Genomic DNA, 22,069 nt, shown 5'->3' with positions numbered 1-22,069 from the left:
ATAGATGAAGTATTCAATCTCTCGACAATTTGAAAAGAACCGAGAACTCCAAGCTGACAATTTTGTTTTAGTTTACCAAATGGGCAAAGTTGGCTCATCGTCAATTGAGCACACGCTGGGAGAAAGAAATATCCCAAGCTATCACATCCACACCTTTGATGATCACGAAGAATTTCACATGTATCACAATAAAAAAGACGTGAGTAAATTTTTCGATTTCAAAAACCGTGCGCTCTACCGCTTAGTGCTCAAGCAACGAAAACGTATCTTACAAAAACGCGAACAGATCAAAATCGTCACACTGGTCCGTGATCCAATCGCAACTGTCTTTTCTCGTTTCTTTCAAGACCTCCATTTGCAATTTATCGAAGGCAAAAAGAATGATGCAATTCACCGAGATATGGCAGTCACGTATCAGCACCTCGAACATTGTTTCGATAACTATATCAATCTCAACTATTTTGCGAACTGGTTCGACAACGAGTTAAAACGTAACTTCAATATCGATGTGATGCGTCAAGAACTGGACAACACTCAACCTTTCTTCACATTCAAGAACGAGCAAGCCAACGTCATGCTAATCAAATGCGAAAAGCTCAGTTCTCTCGATAAAGAAATTGGTGAATTTCTCGGGCTGCAAGACTTCGTGCTGAAAAACAGCAATGAAGCGAAAAACAAGTGGTACTCCAATATCCACCAGCACTTTAAGCATCACTACGACTTTTCAAAGCTTTTCTATATGTACGATCTTCCCTTATATCGCCACGTTTATTCAGAACAAGAACGTGATGCTTTCAAGCATAAATGGATGCAGACACCAGGAACAAAATCATCATGAGAAAAGTACTCCATATTACAGAAGCCTTCGGAGGTGGCGTTCAAACCGCCCTCTATAGTTATGCTCACTCCTCTCGAGACGAACCCTATCAACATTTCTTGCTAGCCAGAGCTCGAGAAAACGACTTAACCAATGAGAACAACCATCATATTTTCACACAGACCAAATGGGTGGAAGGCGGCTTACTTCAATTTGTTCGCGATGCAAACCACATGATTGCATCACTTGCGCCTGACGTTGTGCATTTGCACTCGAGTAAAGCGGGATTTCTCGGGCGATTTCTAAAACTTGGCAAGGCGCGCTTGGTTTATACGCCGCACTGTTATGCTTTCGAACGTGAAGATATCTCCGAATTCGCACGCCAGCTCTATAGAGTGCTAGAGAAAGTAAAACTAAGCAAAATTGATGTGGTGGCAGGCTGTAGCCAACGAGAATGTGACTTGGCGATTAGCATTGGCGCGAAACGTGCTGAACTGCTCAACAACTACGTGTCCTATCAAAGTGAAGAGCGTTTATTGCGAAACAGACAAGAAGCGCTGCGACTCGTTGTGCTTGGTCGTGTCGCCCCCCAAAAGGATCCGCAATTTCTCATCGACACATTGCAACACCTTAATCGATATGCGCTTAACCGCCCATTAGATATCACTTGGATAGGTGGCGGTGACAACACACTTGAACAAAAATTGCGTACAGAAAATGTGGATGTGACTGGCATGTTACCTCGTGATGAGGTGGTTAAAAAGCTCAAGGGTTCAGACCTTTACTTACATACTGCAGCATGGGAAGGGATGCCGTTAACTATTCTAGAAGCAGCCAAATTACATCTTCCTATGGTGATTCGAACTATCGGCGCGACCCAAGATCTCAACTACCCATTTTTAGCGCTAACACCTGAAGAAATGGCCAAGCAGATCGCGCACTGTGTCAATCATTATGATGAAATTGATTTTTGCCAATATACAACAGCGTTAAACGACGCCTTCAGTGAAGAAAAACAGCGCCTCGCACTCAATAATATTTACGGTTAAATACCTCTATGTTTCACACTATTCAACAAAAATTACTGTTGATGCCCAGCGGTAAAAAAAGCTTGCTATCTACTGGATTGAAAACCGCAATCACGCGTGTGTTGAGTGCGCTATTTGCTTTTTTACTAACACTGATTGTATCGAAGGCCAGTGACGCTTCGACTTCCGGTCAATTTTTCTTTTTATTCAACCTAGTCTCACTACTCGCGATCGTTTCTCAGCTAGGTTTTGATGTCTCATTAGTTCGCTACAATGCGATCGCCTTTAACAACAAAGAGACACTTCAACAAAGCCACAACTATAAAACTGCACTTTATCGAAGTATGGCGTTTTGCTTGCTGGCCATTGCCGTTTTGTTGGTAGGATTTAATCTGTTTCCTGAACAGCTAAACCAGACCCAATCGCCAATGCATGCGATTACTTTAGGCTTGTTCTGCATACCGTTTTTGGTGCTTGCACAGACCAACAGTCGTGTGCTTCAAGCATGTAGAAAGGTCGTGTCATCACTGTTCGCTTTACAGCTTGGCGTGAGTATGTTGATGGTCTTTTTTGTCTTTGGCTTGGACTATATCGGTCAGCAAAATATCAACAATCTGATGACCGCACTGCTTCTAGCGAGTATGAGCGTCGCGGTAATATCCAGTGTTAATTGGCTAGGTTCAGGTCAATATCAAACATCGGCTTTCGTACCAAACAAAAAAATGGTCGCTTCTGCCAAGCAAGTCTGGATTGGTAGTATCTTCACGAACGTCCTTCAATGGGGAAGCCTTGTCATTGCGGGCTTTTTTATCTCAACAGCGGAACTCGGTCTATTAGCTGCAGCTCAACGTACATCACTACTGATTGGCTTTGTGCTGATTACCATTAACTTTGTGGTCGCCCCGATGTTTGCCTCTCTCTACAAAGAACGCCAAATGATCAAACTGCAAAGCCTGAGCCGTTTAGCTTGCCGAGCCAACGTTGGTTTGGCCATTGTGCCCGTGATTATTTGCACTCTATTCCCAGAGTTTGTGATGCGGTTTTTTGGTGAAGAGTTTCTTGCTGCTGCGCCACTGTTAGTCGTCCTGTCTTTAGGGCAGTTAGTCAATGTTGCGACTGGCTCTGTAGGATTTTTATTACTCATGAGCGGTCACGAAAGAACCATGAAATACATTACAATTTCCTCCGGCACAATCTCTATCTGCTTGCTCATTGCGCTTTGCCAAACCTTCGGTGTTATTGGTGCAGCATGGGCGATGGCAATTGGCATGGCAATTCAGAATCTAGCAGCGTTGTACTTTGTAAAACGTTACTTAGGCTTCTTTCCAATAGGTTAATTATGGTTTCAATACTGACACGGATAAGTTTTGTTTTCGTTCTGACGCTTACGGCTTCACTCTCTTTGTGGAAAAGCTCTGACTTACACCATGCCACTTACCTGCAAATGGAAACCTACTTAGGTGGATCGAGTACGCTTCACTTTACTTTCAGTTTATTGATCGGCTTTTTATCGGTCTTCACCTTCCCCTCTTTAGTAAGTTCAAGTAAAGCCGACGTCTTTGGCATTCGCCTTTTGCTACTGCTGTTGGCTATCGTTTCAATGGAAGAAATAAGCCAACTTTTTATTCCAAGTCGCTCATTTAGTTTTGATGATCTCAGTACCAACTGGATAGGCATTATCTCGGGTTACTTTAGTGCCAAGTTGATTCGCGTCCTGCGCACTCACTCGTTCTCTTGAAATAAGCACCTCAAGGTTATTTGGGTATATAATTACGCCAAACAATCAGACTAACGAGTACATCATGTCATCCCACCCAACCAAGATTACCTTTTTTGAATTCTTAACCCCGTTGATCACATCAGGCAAAAAAACGATTACGATTCGAGATGAATCAGAAAGTCACTACGTTCCAAATACAGAGGTCGAAGTTTTTACCCTAGAGACGGATCGTAAAGTCTGCAACATCAAAATACGCTCTGTAGAACCACTCAACTTTGAAGGTATCAATGAGTTTCATGCAGAACAAGAAGCGATCGAACTGCCAAAACTCAAGCAGTTAATTCGAGAAATCTACCCAAATACCGACACGCTATTTGTGATTGAGTACGAGCTAATCAAATAACCCACAACAAAAACTAGACGACTGGTCTAATTCATTCTATAGTACGCTTCATGAACGCAAAGACGAACGACACACGCCAACATATTCTCGACGTCGGATACGAGTTAATCGTAAACCGAGGGTTTACGAGTGTTGGCCTTTCAGAGCTTTTAAAAAAGGCCGCGGTGCCGAAAGGCTCGTTTTATCATTACTTCAAATCCAAAGAACAATTTGGTGAAGCGATGATTCAAGACTACTTTACTAAGTATTTTGAGCGTTTAAACGCACGCTTTACCAATACCGATCTGAATGGCTACCAACGCCTAATGAGCTACTTTGAAGAAATGGTCAAAGTAGAAGACGACGTATGTAATGCGAACAAATGTTTGTTGGTCAAGTTAAGTGCGGAAGTCTCCGATCTCTCAGAGTCCATGCGTCTAGCGTTACGCCAAGGTGCAGACAAAACCATTCAAGCAATGGCGGATTGCATTGACGTAGGCATTCAAGATGGCTCTATCCCAAATGGTGACAGTGCTTTATTGGCAAGGCAGATATACTACCTTTGGAACGGCGCAAGCTTGCTGAACAAACTGTATCAAGATCAGGCAGCATTAACGCAAAGTCTGACCTATACTCAACATCTACTGCAAAACACGCGAACTTGCCCATAGTAGGTAGCGTAAAAGTAAGATGAACACCCTACATGTGTTTCACAGTTGGTAATAACTCCTGTGATTGCACAATACACCTTCCCGCTCTATGAGCGGGATATTTTGAAATCAAAACTAGACGACCGGTCTAATCAATAAGTGAGATAAATATGACTAACGCAACAAATCGCAGAATCGTACTCGCGTCACGTCCCCACGGTGCACCAACAAAAGAAAACTTTCGTCTAGAAGAAGTGGCGAAACCGACTCCTCAAGATGGTGAGATGCTACTGAGAACCGTTTACTTATCTCTCGACCCATACATGCGCGGTCGCATGAGCGATGCCGAGTCATACGCCGATCCTGTTGCGGTTGATGACGTAATGATCGCTGGCACAGTTTGTCAGGTAGAAGCATCGAACCACCCAGATTATGAAGCGGGTGAATGGGTTCTTGCATACACTGTTGGCTGGCAAGACTACGCCATCTCAACTGGTGAGATGGTGATTAAACTAGGCAAAGAACCACAAAACCCTTCATACGCTCTAGGTGTTGCTGGCATGCCAGGCTTTACCGCGTATATGGGCTTGCTCGATATCGGTCAGCCAAAACCAGGTGAAACCATTGTGGTAGCAGCCGCGACGGGCCCTGTGGGAGCGACTGTTGGTCAAATTGGCAAAATCAAAGGTTGCCGAGTTGTTGGTATTGCAGGCGGAGAAGAAAAGTGCCGTTACGCCAAAGAAGTCCTTGGCTTCGATGAATGTATCGATCACAAAGCTGACGACTTTGCAGAACAGTTGAAAAACGCCTGTGATCAAGGTATCGATGTTTACTTCGAAAACGTAGGTGGCAAAGTATTCGAAGCTGTAATGCCACTTCTGAATACCAGCGCACGTATCCCACTTTGTGGTTTGATTTCTCAATACAACGCAACAGAACTGCCTGAAGGTACCGACCATCTTCCATTATTAATGGGTAAGCTGCTGACTAAACGAATCAAGGTGCAAGGCTTCATCATTTTTGATGACTACGGACATCGTTACGGTGAATTTGCGCAAGATATTAATCAATGGTTGGCAGAAGGAAAGATCCAATACCGTGAACATCTAGTACAAGGACTGGAGAATGCACCAGAAGCATTTATCGGTCTGTTGGAAGGTAAGAACTTCGGCAAGCTTGTAGTACAGATTAACGACCCATTATAAGGAAGGGATAAATAAATGATTAAACTTCACCATCTCAATCAGTCTCGCTCAAAGCGCATCATTTGGTTACTTGAAGAGCTAAATGTGGATTACGAAATCGTGCCTTATGTTCGTGACAAAGTGACCTTCATGGCACCGCCTGAGCTAAAGAGCGTTCATCCGCTCGGTAAATCGCCCCTGCTTGAAGATGATGGCGAGTTCATCATTGAATCTGGCGCGATGACCGAATATTTGATTGAGAAGTACAGTGATGGTGCGTTGGCTCCTGAGCGTGGGACGAAGGCGCATACTGAATACCTACAATGGATGCACTTTGCTGAAAGTTCAGCAATCTTACCAATGTTGTTAAAAATCTTTATTAGCAAAGAGCCAAACGAAACTCAATTTCTATCAGGCTATGCTGACAAAGAAGCGATGAACGTTCTGGGTTATTTCGAGCAATCGCTAGAAGGCAAAACTTACCTAGTAGAAGAACGTTTAACTGGCGCAGACATCATGATGTCATTTATTGTCGAGCTCGTGCATAAGTTCGGTTTGGCTGGTCACTTCCCGAATATTGAGCGTTATGGAAAACAACTCGCAACGCATCCAGCGTTTGAAAAAGCTGAGCAAATTGAAGTGAAGTACTCCTAATCATTCCGCCCCTTTGATGTTCAGTAAAGCGATATCAAAGGGGCGATTTCCGACATTAGCCTTGTCAACAAAGCGCAATTCATGCAAATGCCAGCGTGCTCTTTTTACCCTTTTCGCCAATACGTTAATAAACCAATCATAAAAATCAGCTAAGAATTTGATTCTAAGTTACTTTTCATCATCGTTACCACCTATTGAATTGATAAGCAGTATCAGTTTTTGCTTCCAGCTTTTCCGTAATAATCTTCTCTTCAGTTGCTAAGGTATTGATCCCTGGAGGGGAAGAAAAATGACAAATAAGAAATTAACCACCGCCGCAGGCTGTCCTGTCGCCCATAATCAAAATGTGATGACTGCAGGTCCTCGTGGTCCCCAACTACTGCAAGACGTTTGGTTCCTTGAAAAACTGGCACACTTTGACCGCGAAGTGATTCCTGAGCGTCGTATGCACGCCAAAGGCTCAGGCGCTTACGGCACCTTTACTGTGACTCATGACATCACAAAATACACTCGCGCGAAGATCTTCTCGGAGATTGGTAAAAAGACCGAGCTATTTGCCCGCTTTACCACCGTTGCAGGTGAGCGCGGTGCCGCAGATGCAGAGCGCGACATCCGTGGTTTCGCGCTAAAGTTTTACACCGAAGAAGGCAACTGGGACTTGGTTGGTAACAACACACCAGTGTTCTTCCTCCGTGATCCACTAAAATTTCCAGATCTAAACCACGCAGTAAAACGCGATCCACGCACCAACATGCGCAGCTCGACAAACAACTGGGATTTTTGGACATCACTACCAGAAGCATTCCACCAAGTTACGATCGTTATGAGTGATCGTGGTATTCCAGCGTCTTACCGTCATATGCACGGCTTCGGTAGCCACACATTCAGCTTTATCAACGCAGAAAACGAGCGTTACTGGGTGAAATTCCACTTTAAAACTCAGCAAGGCATCAAAAACCTGACTGACCAAGAAGCAGAAGCGATCGTAGGTAAAGACCGCGAAAGCCATCACCGTGACCTTTACGAAGCGATTGAGCGTCAAGACTTCCCTAAATGGAAGATGTACGTCCAGATCATGCCTGAGTTAGAAGCGGATGAAGTGAACTTTAACCCGTTCGATCTAACAAAAGTATGGTCACAAAAAGATTATCCATTGATCCCAGTAGGCGAGTTGGAACTGAACCGTAACCCAGAAAACTTCTATGCGGAAGTTGAGCAATCCGCGTTTAACCCGGCAGCTATCGTTCCTGGAATTGGCTTCTCGCCAGACAAAATGCTGCAAGGACGTCTGTTTGCATACGGAGACGCGCAGCGTTACCGCCTAGGTGTAAACCATCACCAAATTCCAGTTAACGCGCCTCGTTGTCCGGTACACAGCTACCACCGCGATGGCGCAATGCGCGTTGATGGCAACTTTGGTTCAACACTAGGTTACGAGCCAAACTACAAACAAGAATGGGCAGAGCAACCAGATTACTCTGAGCCACCTCTACGCATCAACGGCAATGCTGATCATTACGATCACCGTGTAGACGAAGACTACTTCAGCCAAGCGGGTGACCTATTCCGTCTTATGAGCGAAGAACAGCGTCAAACTCTGTTCGACAACACCGCTCGTGCAATGGATGGTGTGCCAGACTTCATCAAAGAACGTCACGTTAACCACGCCTATCAAGCGGACGAAGCTTACGGCAAAGGCCTTGAGATTGCGCTAGGCTTAAACAAGTAAACGGACACTGCACCAGCAAATGCTGTGATAAGTAGACATAAAAAAGGAGGTGCCCCAAAGCACCTCCTCATTCAAGTTCGTTAGTCACACACTAATGTTCAAGGGGAACGATTATGATCAACTTAAATTTCTTCAAGCTCTTTGATACCAAAGAACTGTTTATCTACTACTGATTCTTAGCCACGGCTTTAATCAGAACAGATGTATCCATGCGACCTAAACCATCGCGTTGAAGGTCTGCGTATTGCTCATCCACTTTTTTAGTTAGTGGTAGGGTGAGCCCAACCCGCTCTGCTTCTTGCAAACAGAAGCCTAAGTCTTTGCGCATCCAATCAATCGCGAAGCCAAAATCAAACTTATCTTCCGCCATCGTCTTGGCGCGGTTTTCCATTTGCCATGACCCTGCAGCACCGTGCTTGAGTGTTTCAACTACTTGTTCAATATCCAAACCGGATTTCTGCGCGAGTAACAACGCTTCGCTCAAGCCTTGAAGCACACCACCAATACAGATTTGGTTTACCATTTTACAACGTTGACCTTGGCCATTTTCACCCAGAAGCGTCATTTGCTTTGCATATACGTCCATCGCTGGAGACACACGATCAAAAATGTTCTGCTCGCCACCACACATGATGGTTAGTACGCCATTTTCTGCGCCTGCTTGACCACCAGATACCGGAGCATCAATGAAGTGATTGCCATATTTGGTACAAGCATCGGCCAATTCAACGGCTAAATCAGCGGAAGTCGTGGTGTGATCAACCAGTACCGCGCCTGCTTTTAGACCGACTAGAATGCCTTCTTCACCGTATACAACGCTGCGCACGTCATCGTCATTACCGACACAAGTAAATACGATATCGCAACCTTCTGCCGCTTCTCGCGGTGTCTCACACGCAATGCCGTTGTATTCTGCAGCCCATTTATCAGCTTTGGCTTTGGTGCGGTTGTATACTTTGGTTTCATATCCCGCTTTGCTCAAATAGCCCGCCATTGGGTAACCCATAACACCCAAACCAATAAATGCTACTCGTTGTTTTTCCATTGCACGCTTCCCTTAGTTCACCTGACTGAAATGTTTTGTAACATGCTACTAAAGAATTGAAAACATTACTCGTAATTTATCCTTCACTCGCGGCACAAATAAAAGCGAACCGCGATGTTGGAGTAAATACCAAAAGCATTCATCAGGGTCATCGAGGAGACATTTCTCAGAAGTTAAATGTTAAGATACTCTACGAGCTTGCAACAAAGCCGTGGCGTTCAACATGGCATCCTTGGTACTGACATCCAAGACTTGGATTTTTCGAAAGCGTTCCGGTTCTTTAATCGCTACATCGTGAGCAAAAATCACAAACTTGGCTTTCTCGATGTCTTTCTCGGTAATTCGGTTGATGACGCCATTCGCGCCCTGGGTTTCGACTTTAATCTTAATGCCGAGTGCACAAGCCGCTTTTTCCAATGACTTAGCCGCTAAGAACGTATGTGCCACACCTGATGGACAAGATGTAACCGCCAAAACATCCGCCTCACCTTCGCCTTGAACGGAACCATATACTTGAGAATGACCTGTGTAGCTTTCATCTTCGGTGACGGTTTTCTTTAGTGCAATCACGATCAACGCCGTGGTAACAGAGCCCGCAATCGTGCCGATGATGTAACCAATTTTTCCATCCACAACAGGGAGAACAATCCAACCGCCCCACGGTGCATGGTTCATTACGTGGAACATAAAGCCAATCACGTTACCAACGATGCCCCCCGCCACAATAGCGGGTAATACTCGTGCAGGGTCGCCAGCGGCAAAAGGAATCGCACCTTCGCTAATACCGATCATCCCCATAATACCTGCGGCTTTCCCCGCTTCGCGTTCATCTCGCTTGAATTTACTCGGCGCCAAAAACGTGGCTAGTGCCATACCCAATGGCGGCGTACAAATCGCAATACCGACCCCGCCCATCAACCATGGTTGCGTGTTCACTTGGGTTTGAGCAAACAACGTCGCCACTTTGTTGATTGGGCCGCCCATATCAAACGCGGTCATTGCCCCAAGCACAGTTCCGAGCATCACTTTGCCTGACCCCGCCATGCCTGTCAGCACCTCGTTCATGGTGGTCATTGCGCTGGCTATCGGAGCACCTATCACCCACATCACCGCGCCGCAAGTAACAAACGTACCGACTAGCGGATAAATAAAAATCGAGCCAAGCGAACTCATGCTGTCTGGTAGCTGAATTTTCTTTAATAGCCAAACGACAAAGCCAGCAAAAAAGCCGACCACAATCGCACCTAAAAAACCCGTATTGTAATGACTTACCGCAATCCAAGATCCAATCATACCCGGCGCAAGGCCCGGCTTGTCGGCAATGGAATAAGCAATGTATCCGCCAAGAACGGCAGTAAACAATGTCAGACCAGCAATCCCCATTTGGGCAATATCGGCCAGAATGCCCTCTTGTGGTACACCACCGTGACCAGAGATCATCACCGACAACGACAACAACACACCGCCCGCAACGATAAACGGGATCATGTGAGATGTGCCAAACAGCAGGTGCTCTTTAATGCGACCAAGTTTTTGCGCCCAAGGGCTTAGGGGTTCTGATGTAAATTCTAAAGAAGTTGGGAGAAATTCATTGGATTGGGTTTGAATATCAGTCAGCATCTCAAGCGCTTCTTCTCGCGATTGAGCCAACTTGAGCTTTTCAACAAAGCCGTCTTCGATAATTTTGGTGGAAATTTGTGCCAATACTTCAATGTGATGATGATCATCACCATCTGGGGACGCCAGCATGAAAAACACATCGGACAGCTCGCCATCTTCGGCGCCATAATCAATCCCATTACGGCTGATCCCGACCGCGACAGCTGGTTGCGCTACAGCATCACTTTTGGCATGAGGGATCGCAATACCATCATCAAATCCTGTGTTACCGATCTCTTCTCGTTTCCAGATATCTGCCAAGAACTGGCTTTGACTATTGAGCTTGCCGGCAGCCTCTAGCATCTCGACCAGCTCTTTGAGCGCTTCATCTTTGGTTTGAGCTTTTAGATCTAAACATATCGTTTCCAGCTCAATTAGGTTTGTGATGTCCATTGTTTTACCTTCCAATATTCACGCTCGAATATATACCCAAGTGAGTTTGAGATATAGGATCCCCTGGCTCGTATGCGTTCCTACTCATTTGACTTGGGCATAGATTAACCAGTGCCTACCCTTTGATATATAGGACTAAAAGTGCATTAACTGGATTAATGTAACATGAGATTCAAACTGTGATAGAGCTCTTGCGTTAATCCAGCTCAAATCAATTCAATCTGCGGTGGCTGTGCTAATATCCACAAAAAATAAAATGGATAGAACATGAAAATCGTAGCGGTGACAGCATGCCCTACAGGCATCGCTCATACTTATATGGCAGCAGATGCACTAATGAAAGCTGCGCCAAAACATAACGTGCAAATTAAAGTAGAAACGCAAGGTGCGATGGGGATAGAAAATCAGCTCACTCCTCACGATATCGCTCAAGCGGATCGGGTTTTGATCGTGTCGGATATTGAGATAGAACAACCTGGCCGATTCGAAGGGACGCGCAAAATTCAAATCCCCATTGAAGTGGTTTTGCTGAACGTCGACAAAGTATTCCTCGTCCACTGCCGCGACTAAATTTGCAGATGAACGAATACCAAATCACCTTTTTCGTCGATAATGCAAATGCCAGTGCGCACGTTGCTCAGCCACTCAATCGAGTGGCAAAGAAGTTCAAAAGTACCTTACATATCATTAATGTAACGCAAAATCGTGTTGCGGAACTCACCAAGTCCGTGGCGATTTTGCAAGCAGGTCTACAACAAGGTGATTTGTGTCAAATCACAGCGATTGGCATTGACGCAGAGTTGGCCTGCTTCGTCATCAAAGACATGATTGCTGAACACTTTACGGTGGTGGGATCTCATATCAACTATGAGTTTTCTAGCCAACTGGCCGAGCGTTTACCGCAAATTTGCCCACCTTGTGAAATCAAATGGCACTACGCCAAAGCGCATACCGCGCTCACCAAGTTTGAATGCCTTAAAGGATTAGCTCAGCTGATCCACCCCATTCATCCCGACGAACTGATTCTTGCTTTTATTAAACGCGAAGAACGTTCATCAACTTGCGTGACTCCGGGGATCGCTCTCCCACATGTGATGTTTTCAGGTGTTGACCATATTTCTATTGCCGTTATTGCGAATGAAAAGTCGATGGATTGGGCTTCGAAGATGGGTGATGTTCATCTGGCTATAGCACTGGTGATGCCAGAAAAGCCGACCCGAGAACAGATCATTGCGGCCACTAATCTCACACGAAATCTGCTTACCGATCAAATGGCGGAACGCCTACTACTAACAAAAAGCAGCGTCGACTTACAAGCGCTGCTGATGTACGCCATGTCGAGGCTGCTCGCCTAAACTTCTCTATGATTTACGCACTCTGACTGAAGGCTTAAATCGAACCACGATATTCCGTCGGCGTTCTGCCTGTACGATTCTTAAATACTCGGCAGAAATAGTTCACGTCTTTAAATCCACAGCGCACTGACACGTCATTGAGTTTGAAGTTGTATTTCTTGAGCATAAACTTCGCACGATCCACGCGTACCCAAGTAATGTAGTCTGCCAAGGTCATGTGCCCCTGCTGACGGAACAAGCGCGACAAATGGTTCGAGGAAATACTGAATCTCGACGCAATGCTGTCACGTGTGATTGGGCGATGGAAGTTCTCTTGAATGTAGATACAAATCCCTTGATAGAGATCTTGTACACGGCTATGTGACTGCTGCTCGACTGGAGCATCCAACATCGTCTTCGCGTATTGCAGTAATGCTTGCAGTAAAAGCTCATCCATTGGTTTTTTAGTATTCTCACGAGCCAGTGAGCTCAACGCTTCTAAGATGTTATCTATCGCAAATCCTGAGCGTGTTTGGATGCTATGCTTTTGAATATCGTAAAAGTTTGCCTCACCTTTGCGTTTGCTCACCAAACTTAACCCAAGTTGTCGACGCCCAAACAAAATACTTAACACTGAGCAATCGGTATCCCAGTCTGGTTTATTCCAACAGTTGGGTGGAATAAATATCGCGTCGCCTTTTTTAGCAACGATGTGCGTTACTTTTCGATCATGACTTTCCATTTCATTAATATATTCCCCATCCAGAACCAACTCTAGGCGAGGGAAATTAACTTGATAGCTAAATTCAGGCGGCGTATGAAAATCTCCTGCAAACCAAATATTATGAAATGGCTCTCTTTCATTTAATACCGCTGAAATTAAATCATGAAAAATCATTGTTTCACACTCTATATATGCATCAATGATGCTATTTACTATAGATATACACCGGACTGGACTTTTGTGCTATTGAGCAAAATCACACTTCCATTTTTATGTTACAAAAATTCAGTTAACGCATCAATTTTCCAGCAACAAAAACTTTATCAATAACACTCAATCCCTTTTCAAATGGGAGCAAAGCCACATTTCACTTATCGTTTGGCTTCTTATCCATCATGTCACAGATATGCAGCTAGATTTGTCCAGTGAACGATCTAAATCACACTATAGTTAGTCGGTTACAATCCTCCAGTAAATGCATTTTTTCTTCACTACAGTCTTTTTCTCACTAATTTAAAAATATCCCTGAAATAAAAATTATATTTATAGGGGTTCTACAATGATCACCAAACTAATAAATAAAGACTTAATTAAGCTTGATCTTAAAGCGTCTTCAAAAGAAGACGTATTTAAAGAACTGGTTGCCGTTCTTCATGCCCAAGGTCGTATTTCTGACCAAACACAATTTCTTGCAGATATAAAAGCACGTGAAGAATTAGGAAATACTGGATTTGAAGATGGCGTGGCAATTCCACACGCGAAAAGCGCCGCTGTGATTGAACCAGCGGTTGTGATCGGCGTAAGCAAATCAGGTATCGAGTACGGCGCGGAAGACGGTTTACCTTCAAAGCTGTTCTTCATGATCGCCTCTCCAGACGGTGGCGATAACCACCATATCGAAGTACTTGCAGAACTGTCTTCAAAATTGATTGAAGATGGTTTCATCGATGCGTTCTTAGGCGCAACAAACAGCCACGACGCACTGGCACTCCTTCTTGCTAAAGAAGAACCGCAACCAGTGACAGATGCTCCAGCAAACCAAGGTTTCATCATTGGTGTTACTGGTTGTCCTGCTGGCGTTGCCCACACGTACCTAGCGGCGGAAGCGCTAGAGAAAGGTGCAGCGGCGATGGGTTACGAAATCAAGGTTGAAACGAACGGTTCAATCGGTGTGAAAAACAGCCCAACCGCAGAAGAAATCGAGCGTGCAGATGCCATCATCGTCGCCTGTGACAAACAAGTCGACATGAACCGCTTCGCGGGCAAACGCGTGGTTAAAACTAACGTAAAAGCCCCAATCCGCGATGCTCAAGGACTGATTAGTGAAGCGTTAAACGCACCGACGTACCAAGCTAAGTCCAATGGCAATACGCAAGCGTCAGTTGCAAACAAAGCTTCTCAAGCCCGTTCTGACTTATATCGCTACTTGATGAATGGCGTATCACACATGATCCCATTCGTCGTAACCGGTGGTCTGTTGATTGCCCTTGCTCTTGCTGTAGGCGGTCAGCCAAGTGAAGCGGGTATGGCGATTCCTGAAGGCAGCATGTGGAACCAAATCCTCAATGTCGGTGTGGTTGCCTTTACCCTGATGATCCCAATCCTTGCCGGTTACATTGCTTACGCGATTGCTGACCGCCCAGCTCTAGCTCCTGGCTTGATCGGTGGTTGGATTGCAAACAACGGTTCTTTCTACGGCGCAGAAGCAGGTACAGGCTTTATCGGTGCCATCATCGCAGGTCTGCTTGTGGGTTACTTCGTGAAGTGGATTACGTCGATTAACTACCACAAATTCATTCAACCTTTGGTGCCAATCATGATTGCGCCAATCACAGGTTCGCTATTCATCGCTGGTCTTTTCATCTTCGTTATCGGCGCGCCAATCGCAAGCCTAATGGACGGCCTGACTGCGCTACTAACGAGCATGAGTACAGGTAACGTCTTTCTACTAGGCATCGTACTTGGTGGTATGGCTGGCTTCGATATGGGTGGTCCATTCAACAAGGTCGCGTTCCTATTCTCTGTGGGCATGATTGCGAGCGGTCAAACTCAATTTATGGGTGCGATGGCGTGTGCAATCCCTGTGGCACCTCTAGGCATGGCACTAGCAACAGCGCTTGGTCGCAAGTTCGACCTGTTCGAAGAATCAGAAACAGAAGCGGGCAAAGCAGCTGGTGCAATGGGTCTGGTTGGTATCTCTGAAGGTGCGATTCCGTTCGCAGCGCAAGATCCAATGTCAGTGATTCCTGCAAACGTACTTGGCTCAATGGTAGCAGCAGTAATGGCGTTCTCATTCGGCATTACCAACAGTGTTGCTCACGGCGGTCCAGTTGTCGCTCTACTTGGTGCGATGAACCACCCAGTACTTGCTCTGATTTGTATGGCAGCTGGCGCAGTCGTTACCGCAGTAACGTGTGTAACTCTGAAGAAAGTTCGCAAAGCAAAAATGATGCAAGCAGCCGCTTAATCCCCCCTACCCCAAATGGCTCCTATGGCTTGGGCAATGTCGCCCAAGCCATGATTTTCTCTCATGGTGACACTCTATGTCTGATTTAACGATGTCCGATACACAAACGATTCAAACTCAAGCTAAGCATCCGATGTTTTTCCTGATGAACAACGTGATTCAAAACTACGCTTGGGGCAGCACTACTTCTGTTAACCAACTGTTTGGCATTGAAAACCCAACGGGCGAACCACAAGCCGAAGTATGGATGGGCGCGCATCCAAACGGTTGCTCAGTGGTGATGGTAAACGGTGAAGAGACCAAACTCTCTTCACTGATTGCTCAAGACATGAACGCCTTTCTGAGTGAAGAAGTCGCAAACCGTTTTGGTGAACTTCCATACCTGTTTAAAGTACTTGCCGCTGAGAAAGCGCTGTCGATTCAGGTTCACCCAAACAAACAACAAGCAGAGCTAGGCTTTGCACTGGAAGAAAAACAAGGCATTCCCCTAACCGCTGCAAACCGTAACTACAAAGATCCAAACCACAAACCAGAATTGGTTTACGCGCTAACCGAATACCAAGCGATGAATGGCTTCCGCCCAACAAGTGAAATCATCAGCTTCTTCTCTGAGCTGGCGATTCCTGAGCTGCAAAGCTTGGTGGATGACCTTATCGACAATCAAACTTCCAAAGGCTTGGCGAGCTTCTTCTCCGGTCTATTGTCACTGGAAGGCGAACAGAAAGAGATGGCGTTGACGGTGCTATTGGCACAAGCTCGCATCACCGACTTACCTCTGTTCAACCTGGTCTTGGAGTTAGAAGCGCAATACCCGGGCGACATTGGTTTGTTTGCGCCCTTGCTACTCAACGTCATCACGCTGAAACCAGGCGAAGCGATGTTCTTGAATGCAGAAACGCCACACGCGTACTTGAAAGGTACGGGGCTTGAGATCATGGCGAACTCAGACAACGTGCTACGTGCCGGTTTAACGCCGAAGTATATGGATATAAAAGAACTCGTTGCATGCACACGCTTCGAAGAAAAGCCATTCGACACCCTACTGCTTGCGCCAATCGAAAACGACGACATGTTGGAATACCCAATTCCCGTCGACGATTTCAAATTCGCGATTGTAAAACAAGCCAACCAACGAACGCTTGATGTAAGAACCGCAGAAATCCTGTTGCCGCTAGATTCCCCGCTCGTGATTACACACGCAAATGGTGAAACGTGTGTAGTAGATAAAGGCCAATCTGTTTTCATCCCAGCTTACGCCAAACAATACAGTTTGAATTGCGAAGGTCGTGTGGCGCGGGCTTACAGTTAATATCGCTGATTAAGTTTGCATGTCGTTACTGCCAATAAGCAAAAAAGAGCAGAGAAACGTCTCTGCTCTTTTACTTAATATGCGCTTTTCCCGATAAATTCACGCAATAATCAAATTGTCTAGAAAGGTTTACTGCTTAGCATGGAACATCGCTTGTCCACTTTTATCTTTATTCGACCAAAAGTTAATATTGAACTGTGCATCATCGCTCATTTCAATACGATGCCAATACTGTGGCGGGCTTGTCGCGAACTGACCTGCGTTGATCACGACGACCATTTCAGGCTCTGTCGCGAATTCATCTGCAAAACCATAATAGGTGACTTGCCCCTCCATTACGCATAACTGCCCAAACACGCCTTCGGCTGTGTTGTGATGAGTTAGAAGAGCTGGAGGCACACTGCCTTTGGTAAAAAATGGCGTCGAACGTTGAACCGTCCAGTCTTTCGGTATACGAAGATGTGACATGGTTATACCCTCTTTGAATATAAAATTGTGCTGCTTGAAGCGAGTTACGATTGCGCGACTTGAGACAGTTCACGCAGTAACAGAAAAGCCTGAGCCACTTGCTCACCCGTCACAACAAACCCTGTCAATATGCTTTGTTCATTTTCAGCTTTTGCTACGATGCCAGATTGAGAAATCTGCACATTCCAATTCGCGACAGCACTGAAGTCCCCGGCAAGCTGAATTGGGTAACTCGGCGTTTTGACTTTTACCATCATTGGTGGCAACTTCAATTGCGCTTCCTGCCCAAGCAACTGCTTACCTAAAACATTAGCGCTCAACACGATTGGCTGAAGGTATGGAAGCATACGCCCTTGTATCTCGGCGCAATCGCCCAGAGCGAATACATTGTTCGCAGAAGTCTGCAGCTTAGCATCAACAGCAATGCCTTTCCCAACCTCTAATCCACAAGCATTCGCTAATTGAGTGTTTGAACGTAAGCCAGCGGCAGAAATCACTACATCAATCTCGCTCACTTCACCGCTGTTCAAAGTCGCTACCAACGAATCGGCGGTACGATTCACCTCAACAACCCCATTTCCCAACGCCAGTTGAATGCCTTGCTGCTTAAGTTGGATTTCCAGAGGCAACGCCACAAACTCAGGAATAAGATTGGCAAGCAAGCGTTGGTTTGATTCAACCACCGTAACGGCTTTGCCGCTGCTCGCAATATCCATTGCAATCTCAACGCCAATCAAACCACCACCGATAACCATTACGCGCTTTGCTTGACTGATTCGCTCTTCTGCGAGCTGATACTCTTGTAACGAATTGAGCGTTAGGACATCGCCAGAAGCATCACCTCGCATTGGAGGAACAAAAGCTTTTGCACCCGTTGCAAAAACCAGTTTGGAGTACGCATAAACTTGTCCATCTGCTACCACTTGTTGGGCTTGCGTATCCACACTCTCAATTTTAGTGTGGGTTAATAACTCGATATGATGCTCTTGAGCAAACGCTTCTCCCGTTTTTACCACCAGATCCCTCGCGGTCTGTTTTCTACTGAACACATGGCTCAAATCGGGCTTGTTATACTCCGCACCGTCATCAGCGGTGAATACTTGAATTGACACCTGTGCATCCATTCGACGCACAGTTTTAACTAGTTGATAGGCAGCAAAGCCACTGCCTATGATTACAATTGGTGCTTGCATCACAGCTCCTTACCCCTTGAACTCAACAAATACATCTTTACCCAAGTGACACTCAGGGCAAAGGAAGTAGTCCGGAACGTCTGACCACACGGTACCTGATTCAATTCCTTGATTAGGCTCCCCCTGAGCAGGGTCATACACCCAGTTACAAACGGTGCAAATCATGCATTGGCAATCTGATGGATGTGCCTCTGAGCTTGGATTAATAAGCTCCCTTTGGACCACGGCTTGCGTTTCTACTTGTACAACGGGCTGTGATTGAACTTGCGGTGCAGACGCAGCCATCATCGGAGACGCAACAGGGCTTGTTAGTGAATGTTTCGCCCACAATTTCGCGATGCTCTTGCCATGTTCACGACACTCACGCATCGCTTTACCATCTGGTCGCCATTTAGTTTTCAGGCTGACTGCCGTTTCAAAACCCGCGTCGGTCAACCGTGCGTGGATACGGTCTACCGCACCACCATTCCAGCCATAACTACCAAAGGCAGCGGCTTTCTTGGCTTTAAAACGAAGACCTGTGATCTCCTCCAGCATGCCAGCAATCTTCGGCATCATGACGTTATTCATGGTAGACGAACCAACCAAGATGCCTTTTGAGCGGAACACATTGGCGAGAATTTCATTCTTATCGTGCTTAGACACATTGAAGACTTTAACCGCGACACCCGGGTCGACATCGTGAATGCCCTGTGCAATCGCGTCCGCCATCATTCGGGTATTGTTAGACATAGAATCGTAGAAGATGGTAATACGATCTTCTTGGTAGTTATCCGCCCACTCTAGATACTGTTCGATGATTTGGACTGGGTTATCGCGCCACACAATACCGTGTGAAGTTGCAATCATGTCGACAGGCAAGTTGAAGCTCAGTACTTCTTTGATTTTGGCTGTTACCAAGCTGCTGAACGGCGTTAAGATGTTGGAGTAGTAACGCAAACACTGTTCCATCAGCTCATTTTGATCCACTTCATCATTGAATAAGCGTTCATCGCAGTAGTGCTGACCAAATGCGTCGTTACTGAATAACACTGCATCGCCAGTTAGGTATGTCATCATGCTGTCTGGCCAATGCAGCATTGGCGCTTCCACAAACACCAATTGCTTACCGTTACCAATATCGATGCTGTCACCCGTTTTTACCGTTTTAAAGTTCCATTCGGGATGATGGTGATGGCCAACAATCGAATCAATCGCCGCTTCCGTACAGTAAATTGGCGTGTTCGGAATCTTCTCCATCAATGCAGACAATGCGCCCGAGTGATCTTCCTCTGCATGGTTCACGACGATAAAATCGATCGTCTTAAGATCGATTTCCATTTCTAGGTTCTGGATAAATTGCTGGCTGAATCGATGATCGACCGTATCAATCAATACGGTTTTCTCTTCACGAATAAGATAGCTGTTGTAACTGGTACCTTTTGTCATTTTGTATTCTGTACCGTGGAAGTCTTGAACTTCCCAATCGCGTTGACCTACCCAGTGGATGTTGTTTTTTACGTGAATTGTCATAATTACTACCTTGAATGACGGGATAAACAAAAATAATTTCTTCTTGTATTGCACTGGGCATGCCAACTTTTAATTGCTATACATTTCAATAATTTAATTAAAATATAACTTTAACAACTGTCATTTAGACACAGTTGAAAATTGTCATTAAGACACTAAAATAGTCATATTGACACAATTGGTATTGGCTATGACTTCTTTAATCGCGCAATGGCTACACATCACGCAAGACCTAAATTCAGCGCTCACTCGGCAAGCTCGATTTGATACCTTATTAACAACGATTCGCGAGATATTAAAATGTGATGCTTCTGCTCTTCTTTTGTATGAAGATCAGCACTTTAAGCCGCTGGCTATCAATGGCTTAGCAAAGGAAGTATTGGGACGCCGTTTTTCTATAAACCAACACCCGAGATTGGAAGCCATTGCACGCGCTGGCGATATCGTACGGTTTCCATCGAATAGCGACTTACCCGATCCCTATGACGGGTTAATTCCGAACCACGACGACAAGCTGCACGTCCATTCATGTATTGGCCTCCCTTTGTTGATCGACGATCAATTGATTGGCGCGATCACTATTGATGCCTTCGACCCGAATCAGTTCGATGGTTTACTCAATCAAGAACTACGCTTTGTAAGTGCGTTAGCCGCGGGTGGCTTGCACACTGCGCTACTACTGGAGCAGTTAGAAACACAAGCCAGCTTGCCACGTGAGTCTTACACTGAGAAACGCACGCTAAGCAACGAAATCATTGGCAAATCTGCTGGGATGAAAGCACTTCAAGAGCAAATCGATGCGGTGGCAGATACCGAGCTATCGGTGTTGGTAATGGGTGAAACAGGGGTTGGTAAAGAGCTCGTCGCAAACGCAATTCATCATCGCTCTCACCGAGCCAATAATACCTTGGTGTACTTAAACTGTGCCGCGTTACCTGAGTCTGTCGCAGAGAGTGAGCTTTTTGGTCATATCAAAGGCGCTTTTACTGGTGCTATCAGTAATCGCAAGGGTAAGTTCGAGCAAGCCGACGGCGGCACACTGTTTTTGGATGAAGTCGGCGAACTGTCGTTAGAACTGCAAGCTAAGTTACTTCGAGCTCTCCAATACGGCGACATCCAACGTGTGGGTGATGACCGCCATATTCGAGTCAATACGCGCATTGTGGCGGCAACGAACCGTGTTCTGCATGAAGAAGTAAAAGCTGGCCGTTTCAGAGCAGATTTATACCACCGTTTGAGTGTATTCCCTCTTCATGTTCCCCCACTTCGTGAACGTGAAGACGATGTCGTGCTACTGGCTGGTTTCTTTGCAGAGCAACTACGCAGCAAGTTGGGGCTGAACAGTGTTCGACTCTCTCCCACTCTAGTTCAAGCACTCAAAGATTACTCTTGGCCGGGCAACGTGCGTGAACTGGAACACGTAATCAAACGAGCGGGCGTGCTTGCCAAAGCTAGAACTCAATCGCTGGATATCGAATTGGTGGGACAAGATTTCGATATCAAAGCATCGAACAATCAGCCCATCACTGAAGAGCCAGGTATACCTAGCTCTTCATTTGAACTGTCAGACGCTGGTTTAAAGCAAGCCACTGACACCTTCCAAAAAGCCATTATTCTAAAAGCACTAGAGCAGAATCAAGGAAACTGGGCTGCAACAGCACGTCAGCTAGAACTCGATAATGGTAATTTACACCGCTTAGCCAAACGGCTAGGTATAAAGTAAAAAAGGATACGGACGGTTTGAATTCCGCAAGAAAATCTATCTCGCTTATGTCAAAATGCACCATCACAATCGAAAAGT

General features: G+C 45.6%; 20 protein-coding genes. 14 read left to right on the top strand and 6 right to left on the bottom strand.

Features of this window, described 5'->3' with window-relative positions:
• Nucleotides 1-4: 4 nt before the first annotated feature.
• From OO778_RS22450 to OO778_RS22410, 9 genes are all read left to right on the top strand, one after another.
• Entirely contained in the window at nucleotides 5-838 is an 834-nt protein-coding gene (locus OO778_RS22450; RefSeq protein ID WP_047008449.1) for a putative capsular polysaccharide synthesis family protein, read from the top strand.
• Nucleotides 835-1,866, top strand: coding sequence for a glycosyltransferase family 4 protein (locus OO778_RS22445; protein WP_264911777.1), 1,032 nt, complete (start codon nucleotides 835-837; stop codon nucleotides 1,864-1,866). Before OO778_RS22450 ends, OO778_RS22445 begins: the two co-directional genes overlap by 4 nt.
• Nucleotides 1,867-1,874: 8 nt before the next feature.
• Nucleotides 1,875-3,182, top strand: a complete 1,308-nt coding sequence (locus tag OO778_RS22440; RefSeq protein ID WP_005392477.1) for an oligosaccharide flippase family protein — start codon at nucleotides 1,875-1,877, stop codon at nucleotides 3,180-3,182.
• 2 nt (nucleotides 3,183-3,184) lie between these two features.
• Nucleotides 3,185-3,583: a VanZ family protein gene (locus OO778_RS22435; RefSeq protein WP_264911774.1), complete on the top strand. Its 399-nt coding sequence runs from the start codon at nucleotides 3,185-3,187 to the stop codon at nucleotides 3,581-3,583.
• Nucleotides 3,584-3,647: 64 nt separating this feature from the next.
• Nucleotides 3,648-3,968, top strand: a complete 321-nt coding sequence (yqfB, locus tag OO778_RS22430) for a N(4)-acetylcytidine aminohydrolase (RefSeq protein WP_264911773.1) — start codon at nucleotides 3,648-3,650, stop codon at nucleotides 3,966-3,968.
• Between the two features lie 50 nt (nucleotides 3,969-4,018).
• The gene (locus OO778_RS22425; protein WP_006742221.1) at nucleotides 4,019-4,618 is read left to right on the top strand and encodes a TetR/AcrR family transcriptional regulator; all 600 of its coding nucleotides are present in this window, start codon (nucleotides 4,019-4,021) and stop codon (nucleotides 4,616-4,618) included.
• Between the two features lie 149 nt (nucleotides 4,619-4,767).
• The gene (locus OO778_RS22420; RefSeq protein ID WP_006742222.1) at nucleotides 4,768-5,802 is read left to right on the top strand and encodes an NADP-dependent oxidoreductase; all 1,035 of its coding nucleotides are present in this window, start codon (nucleotides 4,768-4,770) and stop codon (nucleotides 5,800-5,802) included.
• A 15-nt stretch (nucleotides 5,803-5,817) separates the two neighbouring features.
• Nucleotides 5,818-6,435: a glutathione S-transferase gene (locus OO778_RS22415; RefSeq protein ID WP_006742223.1), complete on the top strand. Its 618-nt coding sequence runs from the start codon at nucleotides 5,818-5,820 to the stop codon at nucleotides 6,433-6,435.
• Between the two features lie 289 nt (nucleotides 6,436-6,724).
• Complete coding sequence (locus OO778_RS22410; RefSeq protein WP_258488218.1) at nucleotides 6,725-8,164, top strand: catalase; 1,440 nt, start codon at nucleotides 6,725-6,727, stop codon at nucleotides 8,162-8,164.
• A 166-nt stretch (nucleotides 8,165-8,330) separates the two neighbouring features.
• Here OO778_RS22410 and OO778_RS22405 read toward each other — a convergent pair whose 3' ends face one another.
• Nucleotides 8,331-9,209, bottom strand: a complete 879-nt coding sequence (locus tag OO778_RS22405) for an NAD(P)-dependent oxidoreductase (RefSeq protein WP_264911769.1) — start codon at nucleotides 9,207-9,209, stop codon at nucleotides 8,331-8,333.
• 180 nt (nucleotides 9,210-9,389) lie between these two features.
• Nucleotides 9,390-11,261: a fructose-specific PTS transporter subunit EIIC gene (locus OO778_RS22400; RefSeq protein WP_139059223.1), complete on the bottom strand. Its 1,872-nt coding sequence runs from the start codon at nucleotides 11,259-11,261 to the stop codon at nucleotides 9,390-9,392.
• Between the two features lie 267 nt (nucleotides 11,262-11,528).
• Between OO778_RS22400 and OO778_RS22395 the strand changes: the two genes are divergently transcribed.
• Both OO778_RS22395 and OO778_RS22390 read left to right on the top strand, forming a co-directional pair.
• Nucleotides 11,529-11,831, top strand: coding sequence for a PTS fructose transporter subunit IIB (locus OO778_RS22395; RefSeq protein ID WP_074189850.1), 303 nt, complete (start codon nucleotides 11,529-11,531; stop codon nucleotides 11,829-11,831).
• A gap of 8 nt (nucleotides 11,832-11,839) precedes the next feature.
• Entirely contained in the window at nucleotides 11,840-12,616 is a 777-nt protein-coding gene (locus tag OO778_RS22390) for a PTS sugar transporter subunit IIA (protein WP_074189849.1), read from the top strand.
• Nucleotides 12,617-12,650: 34 nt separating this feature from the next.
• Here OO778_RS22390 and OO778_RS22385 read toward each other — a convergent pair whose 3' ends face one another.
• Nucleotides 12,651-13,493: an AraC family transcriptional regulator gene (locus OO778_RS22385; protein ID WP_006742228.1), complete on the bottom strand. Its 843-nt coding sequence runs from the start codon at nucleotides 13,491-13,493 to the stop codon at nucleotides 12,651-12,653.
• Between the two features lie 385 nt (nucleotides 13,494-13,878).
• Here OO778_RS22385 and OO778_RS22380 point away from each other — a divergent pair, with 385 nt between their 5' ends.
• A complete protein-coding gene (locus tag OO778_RS22380; RefSeq protein WP_074189848.1) occupies nucleotides 13,879-15,786 on the top strand; it encodes a fructose-specific PTS transporter subunit EIIC in 1,908 nt (635 codons plus the stop codon).
• 76 nt (nucleotides 15,787-15,862) lie between these two features.
• Nucleotides 15,863-17,095, top strand: a complete 1,233-nt coding sequence (manA, locus tag OO778_RS22375; protein ID WP_104970219.1) for a mannose-6-phosphate isomerase, class I — start codon at nucleotides 15,863-15,865, stop codon at nucleotides 17,093-17,095.
• A gap of 129 nt (nucleotides 17,096-17,224) precedes the next feature.
• Here manA and OO778_RS22370 read toward each other — a convergent pair whose 3' ends face one another.
• Genes OO778_RS22370 through norV form a run of 3 tightly spaced genes read right to left on the bottom strand, consistent with a single transcriptional unit; the run spans nucleotide 17,225 to nucleotide 20,268 of the window.
• Nucleotides 17,225-17,563 carry a DUF1971 domain-containing protein gene (locus OO778_RS22370; protein WP_006742231.1) on the bottom strand — a complete coding sequence of 113 codons (339 nt, stop codon included), beginning with the start codon at nucleotides 17,561-17,563 and terminating at the stop codon, nucleotides 17,225-17,227.
• A 44-nt stretch (nucleotides 17,564-17,607) separates the two neighbouring features.
• Nucleotides 17,608-18,756 carry an NADH:flavorubredoxin reductase NorW gene (gene norW / locus OO778_RS22365; RefSeq protein WP_264911749.1) on the bottom strand — a complete coding sequence of 383 codons (1,149 nt, stop codon included), beginning with the start codon at nucleotides 18,754-18,756 and terminating at the stop codon, nucleotides 17,608-17,610.
• 9 nt (nucleotides 18,757-18,765) lie between these two features.
• Nucleotides 18,766-20,268 (bottom strand): anaerobic nitric oxide reductase flavorubredoxin, encoded by a 1,503-nt coding sequence (gene norV / locus OO778_RS22360; RefSeq protein WP_264911747.1) that lies wholly within the window; start codon nucleotides 20,266-20,268, stop codon nucleotides 18,766-18,768.
• Nucleotides 20,269-20,458: 190 nt separating this feature from the next.
• On the opposite strand from norV, the gene norR reads away from it, so the two are divergent.
• Complete coding sequence (norR, locus tag OO778_RS22355) at nucleotides 20,459-21,991, top strand: nitric oxide reductase transcriptional regulator NorR (protein ID WP_264911745.1); 1,533 nt, start codon at nucleotides 20,459-20,461, stop codon at nucleotides 21,989-21,991.
• The last annotated feature ends 78 nt before the right edge of the window (nucleotides 21,992-22,069 follow it).

It is taken from the genome of Vibrio sp. STUT-A16 (genome assembly GCF_026000495.1).
GTDB lineage: Bacteria > Pseudomonadota > Gammaproteobacteria > Enterobacterales > Vibrionaceae > Vibrio > Vibrio diabolicus.
The sequence above is the reverse complement of the archived record's forward strand: the minus strand, read 5'-3'. Positions and strand labels throughout refer to the sequence as shown.